The following is an 11,437-nucleotide window of genomic DNA, read 5'->3' as shown; positions in this document are numbered from 1 at the left end:
TGATCGCCGAGGACCTGCCCGAGATGTTGCCGCAGGTGTTGCGCGATCTGATCGGGTAGTGCAGCCGCATCTTGCGCACCGGCAACGGTTTGCACGTCAGCTGAAACCCGTCGCCCAGAACCACCTCGGCCTCGTCGAAATGCAGCGCGAACAGCCGCGCCGTCGGCGGATAGCCTTCGCGCTGTTCGACGCGCACGCTGACATGGCGCAAATGCCGCGCACCGTTGCGGGTGATAATCCGGTCGCCGGGCGACAGGAATTCGACCGGAAACGCCCCTTCGAGCGTATAGATAACACTGCCCCCGGCGATCACACCGGAGGCGACGGAATCGGGCTGATACGGCATTTGCCGCACCGCGCGCCCATCTGTCGCGTGGGTCATGTTGGAACCTGCTCGTTTTTGTTTTATCGTTTTGCCCAAGCCTAGGCCAGATTTGCTGACCGGGCGAGAGTTTTCTTCACGCTTTTCCTCTCGCATCCTGCCGCCAGCTTTGCTAGAAGGGCGCGGATTTCCGAGGCGGCCTTTTGGGCTGCCTCGTGGTTTTGCGGGTGTGGCGAAATTGGTAGACGCACCAGATTTAGGTTCTGGCGCCGCAAGGCGTGGGGGTTCAAGTCCCTCCACCCGCACCAAAGATGGTAAGAAGGACGATAAAATGCAGGTGACCGAAACCCTGAACGAGGGTCTGAAGCGCGGCTATCAGATCATCGTTGCTGCGGCCGAACTGGACGCGAAGGTGAACGAAAAACTCAGCGAAGCGCAGCCCGATATCGAACTCAAGGGCTTTCGCAAAGGCAAAGTGCCGATGGCGCTGCTGAAAAAGCAATTCGGCCAGCGTCTGCTGGGCGAGGCGATGCAGGAAACCATCGACGGTGCGATGAGCGAGCACTTCGAAAAGACCGGCGACCGTCCGGCTCTGCAGCCCGACGTCAAGATGGAAGGCGGCGAAGAGTGGAAAGAGGGCGACGATGTCGTCGTCACCATGACCTACGAAGCCCTGCCCGAGATCCCGGATGTGGATATGAAAGGCGTGGCGCTGGAGCGTCTGGTCGTCAAGGCCGCCGAAGCCGACATTCAGGAAGCCCTGGAAAATCTGGCCGGCACCGCTCAGAACTTTGAAGACCGCCGCAAGGGCAGCAAAGCCAAGGACGGCGATCAGGTTGTGATCGACTTTGTCGGCAAGGTCGATGGCGAAGCCTTCGACGGTGGTTCGGCCGAAGATTACCCGCTGGTGCTGGGCTCGGGCTCGTTCATCCCCGGTTTCGAAGAGCAACTGGTCGGTGTCAAAGCCGGTGACGAAGTCGCCGTCAACGTGACCTTCCCGACCGAATACGGCGCCGCCAATCTGGCCGGAAAAGACGCGGTGTTCGATTGCACCGTCAAAGCCGTCAAGGCGCCGAAACCGGCGGATATCAACGACGAACTGGCGAAACAGTTTGGCGCTGACAACCTGGACATGCTGAAAGAGCAGATCGCAGAACGTCTCGAAGCCGAATTCACCGGCGCGTCGCGCGCTCTGATGAAGCGGGCTTTGCTGGACGCGCTGGACGTCAAGGTCGATTTCGACCTGCCGCCGTCGCTTCTGGATGCCGAGGCCAAGCAGATCGCGCATCAGCTGTGGCACGAAGAAAACCCGGACGTGCATGACCACAACCACGGCGAAGTCGAAGTCACCGACGAGCACAACAAGCTGGCCGCGCGCCGTGTGCGCCTTGGCCTGTTGCTGGCCGAAGTCGGTCGCAAGGCCGAAGTCGAAGTCACCGACGCCGAAATGACTCAGGCCGTGATGAACCAAGCCCGCCAATACCCGGGTCAGGAACGTCAGTTCTTTGAATTCATTCAGCAAAACCAGCAGATGCAACAGCAGCTGCGGGCGCCGATCTTTGAAGACAAAGTGGTCGACTATCTGTTCGAACTTGCCGAAGTGACCAACAAAGAGGTCAGCAAGGACGATCTGCAGAAAGCTCTGGAAAAACTGGACGAAGAATAAGCAGATCCTGCCTGTTCACATTGCAAGGCCGCCCGGTTGGGCGGCCTTTCTTTTTGGCTGCTGTGACCCCGTTGCTTCGACTCGGACATTTATTCATACTTGGTTGGTGCGGACCGGACTGCTCTGGTGTCCGCCCCCAACGGAGGAATCCGATATGTTTAGCAAAAATATCAAGTGCTTGGGTCTGGTCGCGCTGCTTGCCGCCCCGCTGCCAGCCCTTGCGGAAGACTATGATCTCGATGCGCTGCGCGCCGCGGTCGAGAAATACAAGGACGTGAATGCCGCATTGGCCGACGGCTATATTCCCGACCCGTCAGGGCATTGTGTCTCGGCCGGGGCAGAGGGCCTGCCGCCGGAATGGGGCGGGATGGGGATACACTATCTCAACCCGATGATGCTGCAGATCACCGGCGCCGAGCCGCGCGTCGACGGGATGAGCACCCATACCGATTTCATGGCCCCGGCGATCCTGCTCTATGAACCGCAGGAAGACGGGTCGATGGAATTGGTCGGTGTCGAGAATCTGGTGTTCGAGAAAGCATGGAAAGAAGCCGGCCATGACGGCCCGCCGATGATCAACGGTCGCCTGTGGGATCACATGGCCGATGACCCGGCCACCGAAGCCGACGAAGCTCATGCCTTCATGCCGCATTTCGATCAGCATGTCTGGTTGTTCCGCGAAAACCCTGCGGGTGCGCTGATGCCGTTCAATCCCAATGTGACCTGCGAACATCAAAAACACGGCTAGGCCCTTACGCCGCGTGGTCTTTTTCTTGGCTTAAATACTCAATCCCGCCCGCACCACGGGCACAGGGGTCTGATCTGAACCGTCCCCGCGCACAAAAAAGCCGCGCCTTTTGCAAGGCGCGGCTTCTATTGTCTTTCAGGTCGTTCGGATCAGGCGTCTTCGTCGCGATCCTCATCCGAAGCAGCGGACCCGATATCGTCGAACAGTTCGGCGATTTCGAATTCGGCTTCGGCCTCGGCTTCGGCGGCCAGTTCCTGAATCGATTTGCCCGAGGCTTGCAGTTCGGCTTCTTCCTGCGAGCGGGCGACGTTCACCTGAATGGTGACTTCAACCTCAGGGTGCAGCTGAACGGTCAGGTCGTGCAGGCCCAGATATTTGATCGGGGCGGTCAGCATAATCTGCTTGCGATCCACCGAGAAACCGGCAGCGGTTGCGGCGTCAGCGGCATCGCGCGGGGTTACCGAGCCATACAGCGCCCCGCCGTCAGCGGCCGAACGAATCACGATGAATTTCTGGCCACCAAGTTTCACGGCCAGTGCGTCGGCCTCTTTCTTGGTTTCCAGGTTGCGGGCTTCGAGCTGTGCCTTTTGGGTCTCGAACGAGGCGATATTGGCCTCCGAGGCGCGCAGGGCTTTGCCTTGCGGCAGCAGGAAGTTGCGGGCATAGCCGTCTTTAACAGCGACGACTTCGCCCATCTGGCCCAGTTTGGCCACACGTTCCAGAAGGATTACTTGCATGTGTCTTGCTCCTTACTTCACGGCGTAGGGCAGCAGGGCAAGAAAGCGGGCGCGTTTGATGGCGCGGGCCAGCTCACGCTGCTTCTTGGCCGAGACGGCGGTGATGCGCGAGGGCACGATCTTGCCACGCTCGGAAATATAGCGCTGCAGAAGGCGGGTATCTTTATAGTCGATCGCGGGAGCGTTGTCGCCCGAGAAGGGGCACACTTTGCGACGACGGAAAAACGGTTTGGCTGCCATGATTTACAGTCCTTTCCTTATCTGAAGATCAACGACGTTCGCGACGTTCACCGCGGTCACCGCGGTCGCCACGGTCCCCGCGATCACCACGGTCGCCACGTTCGTCACGTTTCTGCATCTGAACCGACGGACCTTCGGCATGTTCGTCGACCTTGATGGTCAGAACGCGCATCACGTCGTCATGCAGGCGCATCAGGCGTTCCATTTCCTGAACCGCGGCCGAGGGCGCATCGGTTTTCAGGAAGGCATAGTGGCCTTTACGGTTCTTGTTGATCTTGTAGGCCATCGTCTTGACGCCCCAGTATTCGCTGGAAACGACGCTGCCGCCGTTATCTGCGAGGACCGTGGAGAAATGTTCGACAAGGCTTTCGGCCTGCGCGTTGGAAAGGTCCTGACGCGCAATGAAGACATGCTCGTAAAGCGGCATGTGGGCTCCAGTTCTGTTCACGGGCGCATTTCATAGAGTGGCCACCCCTTCCGCAGACCACTCACGAGAGACTGCGCCGGTTTCGCATAAAGTGCGGAAGGATGCGCCGTTATACATAGCGAGACCGATGTTGCAAGGGTTCGCTGCCGCAGCAACGGGCGCTAAAAGCGTAAAAAGCGCCAAATTTTAACTTTTTACAACCTTGCCGCGAAATGGGGCTGAGGTTGCCGCATTTTCACCACGATTCGCCAACAAGGTTAAGGAAATAACGCCGAGGAGAGAGCGCCATGACCGCGCATTCACAGTTCAGCAATTTCGGAGTGTCGGGAGTGCCGACCTCTGGTCCATGGGTTAGCCTGTGCGAGACCAACTGGGGCTTTATCATCAGCTCGGACACCCAATGGAGCAATCGCGCCGCCCTTATCGAGCGGGTCTGTGCCGTCGCAGGCATCGCCTGTCTGATCGCCGCCTGCATGAATTGGCTGTTTCCCAGCGTCGATGCCGTGACACAGGTTGCCGACAGCACCCGATACCGGATCATGTCCAGCCTTGGCATGGCCATGCCGGCGCTGTTGTTCCTGTGGATCTCGGATCGTGGCATGGGCCATGAAATTCAGGTCGATGTGCAGAAACAAAGCCTGCGCCAGGGCGTAGTGAACCGCAAAGGCAAATTCCGCGTCCAGCGCGAAGTGCCGTTCAGCGAGATTACCAGCACCTATATCAAGCGTTGCGAAGGCTTCGGCGGCTGTGCGCAACTGCATGTGCGGCTGGGCAAGGGCAAGCGTGTGCTGTCTCTGGCTTCGGGCCGCGAGTCGACGATGCGGGTCCTGCACCAGCGCCTGACCAACGAACTTCAACCTTCGCGCAGCCCGGTTCGCGGCTGGGAACGTGTCGGTCGCCGTCTGGTGCCGACCGGCGATGAACCGGTCCTCGCCGAGGCCTGATCCATAATTCCGGCAAGTCCCTGAGTCCTCAGGCTCGGAACGTCCGCTCTCTCCTCACGGGGAAAGTGGGCGTTTCGGATTCCGGGTGCTGGTCATGATCCGTGGTCGCGGCTAGACAGGGGAAAATTCGGAGGATCCCGCATGCTGGGCGCGCTGCTGTCACGCAAGACGATTTCGAAACTGGCGATCACGCCGCCGGACCCGGTGCCGGGCCGGGCGGGGGTGGCGCTGGTTCTGATCGTGGTGAACGAAGGGCGGCATATCGGCGAATGGGCGCGGTTTCATCTGCGGGCCGGGGTGTCGCATATCTATGCTTATCACGGCGCCTCGACGGATGACACCGAACAGCAGTTGCGCGCGGCAGCGGGGGATCGGCTGACGGTGATCCCATGGGACCAAAAGCTGCGCGATGCGCTGACGGGCCGGGAAATTCACAATCAGGTGCTGGCCTATGCCCATGCGATCCGCAATTACGGGCCGAAATACCGCTGGATGGCCTGTATCGACGCCGATGAATTCTTGATTCCAACCAAGGCCGACAGCATTCCGGCAGCGCTGGAACATCTGACCGAATGCCCGCAGATTTCACTGCCGTGGCACAATTTCGGGCGCAACGGCCATGTCGAGGCGCCCGAGGGCGGGGTGTTGGAAAATTACACCCGCCGCGTGGCCGACCCGATGAGCGGCGCGCGCGGAGTGACGAATTTCAAGACGGTGATTGATCCCTGCCATGTCACGGCGATCCGGGTGCACCGATACGAGGTCGACGGGCAGGCGGTCACCTGGAATGACCGGGGCGAACGCTTTGCGATCAAGGACCGGACTGGGCGCGGGTTTTATTCGACCGACCACCTGCAGTTGAACCACTATTACACCCGTTCGGAATCTGAACTGGCGGCCAAGATCGCGCGCGGGTCGAACCAGACGGTCGAGACCGGGCGGCACGCCGCGCGGGTGCGCCGCAACGTCGCCAATATCGAAGCGGCCGAGGTCGAGGATCGCACCGCGCTGGAATATCTGGCGCGTTTGTCGCAGGGTGCGGCCGGATAACGCCTCAAATTTGACGAAAATTAAACGTAGCGTGCATCCGGTTTGGGCCGCGACGGGCGGCCCGGTTTTCCGGGGTCAGCGATGCTGCGGAATTTGTGTAATAGGTTCAATGACTTTGCCCAATCCGAAGACGGGGCCGTCACCACGGATTACGTGGTTCTATGCACGGGCGTGATTGGCTTGGGTATTGCGATCACCGCTGGTGTTTCCATCGGCACCAACCGCCAGACCGAGGCTTTGAACACCGAGCTGAGCAGCATTCAGGTCAGCGCCGCGCCGGAACCGGCCACGTCGGTCTCGGGCAGCGAGGCGGCGGCGGCACCGAATTGGCGCGACTGGCAAAGCCGCGAGGACGCGCACGAGTCTGACGAGCGATCCTCGGAAGAGGACCATAAAGAAGACTAGGCTGAGGCCGCGTTTCTCTTGTTTACTTGTCCGGCACCGTTTAGACGGTTTGCAATCAAAAAACCGAAGGGGACGGCATGACGCGGGCTTTTGTATTTCCGGGCCAAGGGGCACAGACGATAGGAATGGGCAAGGCGCTGGCCGAGGCTTATCCGGCGGCGAAAGCCGTGTTCGACGAAGTGGACGAGGCCCTGGGCGAAAGCCTGAGCGGCCTGATCTGGGACGGCGAACAGGACGACCTGACCCTGACCCAAAACGCCCAACCGGCCCTGATGGCGACCTCGTTGGCGGCGATGCGCGCGCTTGAGGCCGAAGGCGTCGGCATTCAGGCCGCCGCTTATGTCGCCGGTCACAGCCTTGGCGAATATTCGGCGCTGGCCGCCGCTGGCGCCCTCAGCATCGCCGATGCGGCGCGTCTGTTGCGCACCCGTGGTCTGGCGATGCAGCAAGCGGTTCCGGTCGGCATTGGCGCCATGGCGGCGCTGCTGGGGCTGGATTTCGCCACGGCTGACAAGATCGCCCGGCAGGCCGCCAAGGACACGCAGCAGGTCTGTCAGGCCGCCAATGACAACGATCCGGCGCAGGTGGTAATCTCGGGTCATGCCGATGCCATCAAGCACGCGGTCGAACTGGCGCGCGAGGCCGGGGCGAAACGGGCGGTGATGTTGCCGGTCTCGGCTCCGTTCCATTGCGCGCTGATGGAGCCCGCCGCCGCCGTCATGGCCGAGGCGCTGGAAAAGGTCGACATCAAGGAACCGGCCGTGCCGCTGGTTGCCAACGTGCTGGCCCATGACGTCAGCCAGCCCAGCACCGTGCGCTCGCTTCTGGTCGATCAGGTGACGGGTTCAGTGCGGTGGCGCGAATCCGTGGCTTGGATGGCGGGCAAGGGCGTGACGGAATTCTGGGAAATAGGGGCAGGAAAGGCGTTGTCGGGGATGATCCGCCGGATCGACAAGACCGCCACCACCCGCGCCGTCGGCACCCCGGACGAGGTCAAGGCCGCGGTGGAAAGCCTTGCGGCATCGGCCGATAATTAAAACGAGGGCAGGACATGTTTGATCTGACAGGAAAATGCGCGCTGGTGACCGGGGCGTCGGGTGGTATCGGCGGCGCGATTGCGCGGGCCTTGTATGCGCAGGGCGCGACGGTGGGCCTGTCTGGCACGCGCGTGGCCCCGCTTGAGGCGCTGGCCGCCGAACTGGGCGCGCGCGCGCATGTATTGCTGTGCAATCTGGGCGATGACGCTGAACTGGCCGAGCTGCCGAAACAGGCGATTGCCGCGATGGGCGGGCTGGATATTCTGGTCAACAACGCCGGGATCACCCGCGACAACGTCTTCATGCGGATGTCGGATGCCGATTGGCAGGCGGTTCTGGACGTGAACCTGACCGCGCCGATGAAACTGGCCAAGGCCACGATCCGCGGCATGATGAAGGCGCGTTGGGGCCGGATCATCAACATTACCTCGGTCGTGGGGCGCACCGGCAATGCCGGTCAGGCGAACTATGCCGCCGCCAAGGCCGGTCTGGTCGCCATGTCGAAATCACTGGCCGGCGAGGTTGCCAGCCGTGGCATCACCGTCAACTGCGTCGCCCCCGGCTTTATCGCCACCGCGATGACGGATGAGCTGAACGACGAGCAGAAATCGCGGATTCTAAGCGTGATCCCGGCGGGTCGCATGGGCACCCCGGAAGAGATCGGCGCGGCTGTGGCCTATCTGGCCAGCCAAGAGGCCTCGTATATCACCGGCGCAACACTGCATGTGAATGGCGGCATGGATATGGTGTAAACCTTGCCCTTCGGGGCATTGAAAGCGTTTGCGTCGTGGTTCCTTTATGCTATAGCGGCGCAGATTTCGCCATTGGCGCGCGGCGCGCTGGCTGGCAACGAGCGGTCCAAGGGGCCAAGTGACTGAACAGGGCAATCGCCCGAGAGACCTATGAGGAATTGATATGAGCGACATCGCAGATCGCGTGAAAAAGATCGTTGTCGAGCACCTGAGCGTGGAAGAAGACAAGGTCACCGAAAACGCCTCTTTCATCGACGACCTGGGCGCTGACAGCCTGGACACCGTCGAGCTGGTCATGGCCTTCGAGGAAGAATTCGGCATCGAGATCCCGGATGACGCCGCCGAAACCATCCAGACCTTTGGCGACGCGGTGAAATTCATCACCGAAGCTTCTTAAGTTTACGCCTTCAGGGCTGTGAACCAACGGCGCCCCGATGTGGGCGCCGTTTTTTTGTGCCTGTCTCCAATGATTTCCCACCCTGCGCGTTTCTTGGTTGGGCGTGTAATTTAGTCTGGCGACAACCGATCCACTTGCCCATATTGGCCAAAGCGCGGTATCAGGACTGCGAATAATGCCGAGGCAGGAGGAGCAAAAATGCGTCGAGTGGTCGTTACCGGATTGGGAATGGTGTCTCCGCTGGCTTGCGGAGTCGAGGAAACTTGGAAACGGCTGTTGGCCGGTCAGTCGGGGGCGGGAACCATCACCCGGTTCGATCCCGAGCGGGTGACCACCAAATATGCCTGCGAAATCCCGATGGGCGACGGCAGCAACGGCACCTTCAATCCCGATGACTGGATGGAGCCGAAAGAGCGCCGCAAGGTCGATGATTTCATTCTTTATGGTATGGCAGCTGCGGTTCAGGCGGTCGAGGATTCGGGCTGGAAGCCCACCGATACCGAAAGCCTTGAGCGCACCGGCGTGATGATCGGTTCGGGCATCGGCGGTCTCAGCTCGATCGCCGAGACTGCGGTTCTGCTGAATGAACGTGGTCCGCGGCGGGTGTCACCGTTCTTTATCCCCGGCGCGCTGATCAACCTGATCTCGGGTCAGGTATCGATCCGTTATGGCTTTAAAGGGCCGAACCATGCTGTTGTCACCGCCTGTTCGACCGGCGCCCATGCCATCGGCGATGCGGCCCGTCTGATCCAGTGGGGCGATGCCGACGTGATGCTGGCCGGTGGCGCCGAAAGCCCGATCTCGGAAATCGGGATCGCCGGTTTCAACGCCTGCAAGGCGCTGTCGACCAAACGCGCTGACGATCCGACCAAGGCCAGCCGTCCTTATGATTCCGACCGTGACGGCTTTGTCATGGGCGAGGGCGCGGGCGTTGTGGTTCTGGAAGAATACGAACATGCCAAGGCGCGCGGCGCCAAGATCTATGCCGAGGTGATCGGCTATGGCCTGTCGGGCGACGCCTATCACATCACCGCCCCGTCGGAATCCGGCGAAGGCGGCGAACGCGCTATGCGCGCGGCGCTGAAACGCGCCGGGATCGAGCCGGGCGATATCGATTACATCAACGCGCATGGGACCTCGACCATGGCCGACACGATCGAACTGGGCGCGGTCGAGCGCATGATGGGCAATGCCGCCGCCAAGGCGACGATGTCCTCGACCAAATCGTCGATCGGTCACCTGCTGGGGGCCGCTGGCGCGGTCGAAGCGATCTTCTCGGTGCTGGCGATCCGCGATCAGATCGCGCCGCCGACGATCAACCTTGATAACCCGGCGATCGAACCGAAACTCAACCTTGCCGCCAATGAGGCCCAGCCGCGCGAAATCAACATCGCGCTCAGCAACTCGTTCGGCTTTGGTGGCACCAACGCATCACTTGTGCTGGCCAAGGTCTGATCTGATATGTGGCGCAGTATTGCCTCGAATGCCCTGACGCTGTTCATCGTCGGTCTGGTTCTGCTGGGCGGCGTGGTGCTGTGGGGCAAGGGGCAATACGTCAACCCCGGCCCACTGGCCGAGGCAATCTGTCTGAAGGTCGAGACCGGCAGCAACATGCGCCGGGTCTCGGACGAGCTGGCCAAACAAGGCGCGGTTTCAAACGCTCAGATTCTCCGGATAGGTGCCGATTACAGCGGCAAAGCTGACCAGCTGAAGGCGGGCAGTTTCCTGATCCCGGCCAGCGCGTCGATGGAACAGATCGTCGATCAGATCACCCGCTCGGGGCGCTCGACCTGCGGCACCGAGGTGAATTTCCGCATCGGTATCCAAAGTGCCGAATTGCAGGTGCGTGAACTGGACCCGACGACCAATCGCTATATCGAGGTTCTGGCTTTTGACCCCGGCGCCGATGAAATCCCGGCGCAATATATCCAGATCACCGCCGCGCCGGATGTGCGCTATCGGGTGACGCTGGCCGAAGGGGTGACAAGCTGGCAAGTGGTGCAGGAACTGGCGCAGGCCGAATTCCTGAGCGGCGACATCGACGGCGTGCCAGCTGAGGGCAGCCTTGCCCCTGACAGCTATGAACTGTCGCGCGGCGCTGATCGGGCCGCGCTGATCGCCGATATGGAAGCGGCGCAGGCGCAAATTCTGGCCGACCTCTGGCAAGGCCGCGCCGAGGGCCTGCCGCTGAACAGCCCCGAAGAGGCGCTGATCCTGGCCTCGATCGTTGAAAAGGAAACCGGCGTGGCGGGCGAACGTCCGCAGGTCGCCAGCGTGTTCATCAACCGCCTGACCAAGGGTATCCGGTTGCAAACCGACCCGACGGTGATTTACGGCCTCACCAACGGCAAGGGCGCGCTTGGCCGTGGCCTGCGGCAAAGCGAGCTGCGCCGCGACACGCCTTATAACACCTATATCATTGATGGCCTGCCGCCGACCCCGATCGCCAACCCGGGGCGCGCCTCGATCGAGGCGGCGTTGAACCCGGCCGAGACGAACTATCTCTATTTCGTCGCCGATGGCAGTGGCGGCCACGCCTTTGCCGAGACCTTGGCCGAGCACAATCGCAACGTTGCGGATTGGCGCAAGATCGAGGCCGAGCGCGCCAAACAATAGGCGCGCGGCCTGACAGGGCCGGGATATGAGTATTTAGACCAAGAAAAAACGGTTTTTTTCTTGGGTCAAATACTCCGGGGTTCGGGGCAGCGCCCC

Annotated in this window: 13 protein-coding genes, 1 tRNA gene and 1 pseudogene; 11 read left to right on the top strand and 4 right to left on the bottom strand. The window is 61.2% G+C overall.

Annotated elements, in window-relative coordinates:
* Positions 1 to 382, bottom strand: a pseudogene (locus ABYW26_RS04230) (hypothetical protein); the annotation flags it as partial.
* A 163-nt stretch (positions 383 to 545) separates the two neighbouring features.
* On the opposite strand from ABYW26_RS04230, the gene ABYW26_RS04225 reads away from it, so the two are divergent.
* The 3 genes from ABYW26_RS04225 (at position 546) to ABYW26_RS04215 (ending at position 2,736) form a co-directional block, all read left to right on the top strand.
* Positions 546 to 630 (top strand) — tRNA-Leu (locus ABYW26_RS04225).
* Positions 631 to 653: 23 nt separating this feature from the next.
* The gene (gene tig, locus ABYW26_RS04220) at positions 654 to 1,988 is read left to right on the top strand and encodes a trigger factor (protein ID WP_372603547.1); all 1,335 of its coding nucleotides are present in this window, start codon (positions 654 to 656) and stop codon (positions 1,986 to 1,988) included.
* Between the two features lie 154 nt (positions 1,989 to 2,142).
* Positions 2,143 to 2,736 carry a hypothetical protein gene (locus tag ABYW26_RS04215; RefSeq protein WP_372603546.1) on the top strand — a complete coding sequence of 198 codons (594 nt, stop codon included), beginning with the start codon at positions 2,143 to 2,145 and terminating at the stop codon, positions 2,734 to 2,736.
* A 149-nt stretch (positions 2,737 to 2,885) separates the two neighbouring features.
* Here the strand turns inward: ABYW26_RS04215 and rplI are convergent, their stop codons facing one another.
* From rplI to rpsF, 3 genes are read right to left on the bottom strand one after another with little or no spacing between them, the layout of a single operon-like run.
* Complete coding sequence (rplI, locus tag ABYW26_RS04210; protein WP_372603545.1) at positions 2,886 to 3,473, bottom strand: 50S ribosomal protein L9; 588 nt, start codon at positions 3,471 to 3,473, stop codon at positions 2,886 to 2,888.
* A gap of 12 nt (positions 3,474 to 3,485) precedes the next feature.
* Entirely contained in the window at positions 3,486 to 3,713 is a 228-nt protein-coding gene (gene rpsR / locus ABYW26_RS04205; protein ID WP_005852865.1) for a 30S ribosomal protein S18, read from the bottom strand.
* Positions 3,714 to 3,741: 28 nt separating this feature from the next.
* Positions 3,742 to 4,140: a 30S ribosomal protein S6 gene (gene rpsF / locus ABYW26_RS04200; protein WP_372603548.1), complete on the bottom strand. Its 399-nt coding sequence runs from the start codon at positions 4,138 to 4,140 to the stop codon at positions 3,742 to 3,744.
* Positions 4,141 to 4,427: 287 nt separating this feature from the next.
* Here rpsF and ABYW26_RS04195 point away from each other — a divergent pair, with 287 nt between their 5' ends.
* The 8 genes from ABYW26_RS04195 (at position 4,428) to mltG (ending at position 11,341) form a co-directional block, all read left to right on the top strand.
* The gene (locus ABYW26_RS04195) at positions 4,428 to 5,084 is read left to right on the top strand and encodes a hypothetical protein (protein ID WP_372603544.1); all 657 of its coding nucleotides are present in this window, start codon (positions 4,428 to 4,430) and stop codon (positions 5,082 to 5,084) included.
* Between the two features lie 141 nt (positions 5,085 to 5,225).
* Positions 5,226 to 6,134 (top strand): glycosyltransferase family 92 protein, encoded by a 909-nt coding sequence (locus ABYW26_RS04190; protein WP_372603543.1) that lies wholly within the window; start codon positions 5,226 to 5,228, stop codon positions 6,132 to 6,134.
* 81 nt (positions 6,135 to 6,215) lie between these two features.
* On the top strand, positions 6,216 to 6,539 hold the full coding sequence (locus tag ABYW26_RS04185) for a hypothetical protein (RefSeq protein ID WP_372603542.1): 324 nt from the start codon (positions 6,216 to 6,218) through the stop codon (positions 6,537 to 6,539).
* 77 nt (positions 6,540 to 6,616) lie between these two features.
* Positions 6,617 to 7,576 (top strand): ACP S-malonyltransferase, encoded by a 960-nt coding sequence (gene fabD / locus ABYW26_RS04180; RefSeq protein ID WP_372603541.1) that lies wholly within the window; start codon positions 6,617 to 6,619, stop codon positions 7,574 to 7,576.
* A 14-nt stretch (positions 7,577 to 7,590) separates the two neighbouring features.
* Positions 7,591 to 8,328, top strand: a complete 738-nt coding sequence (gene fabG / locus ABYW26_RS04175; protein ID WP_372603540.1) for a 3-oxoacyl-[acyl-carrier-protein] reductase — start codon at positions 7,591 to 7,593, stop codon at positions 8,326 to 8,328.
* 163 nt (positions 8,329 to 8,491) lie between these two features.
* The gene (locus ABYW26_RS04170; protein ID WP_071674857.1) at positions 8,492 to 8,725 is read left to right on the top strand and encodes an acyl carrier protein; all 234 of its coding nucleotides are present in this window, start codon (positions 8,492 to 8,494) and stop codon (positions 8,723 to 8,725) included.
* Between the two features lie 198 nt (positions 8,726 to 8,923).
* On the top strand, positions 8,924 to 10,180 hold the full coding sequence (gene fabF, locus ABYW26_RS04165) for a beta-ketoacyl-ACP synthase II (protein WP_372603539.1): 1,257 nt from the start codon (positions 8,924 to 8,926) through the stop codon (positions 10,178 to 10,180).
* A gap of 6 nt (positions 10,181 to 10,186) precedes the next feature.
* Positions 10,187 to 11,341 (top strand): endolytic transglycosylase MltG, encoded by a 1,155-nt coding sequence (gene mltG, locus ABYW26_RS04160; RefSeq protein WP_372603538.1) that lies wholly within the window; start codon positions 10,187 to 10,189, stop codon positions 11,339 to 11,341.
* Positions 11,342 to 11,437: the final 96 nt, after the last annotated feature.

This window comes from Actibacterium sp. (genome assembly GCF_041584535.1).
In the GTDB taxonomy this organism is placed as follows: domain Bacteria; phylum Pseudomonadota; class Alphaproteobacteria; order Rhodobacterales; family Rhodobacteraceae; genus Actibacterium_D.
This window is presented reverse-complemented; position numbering and strand designations above follow the sequence as displayed.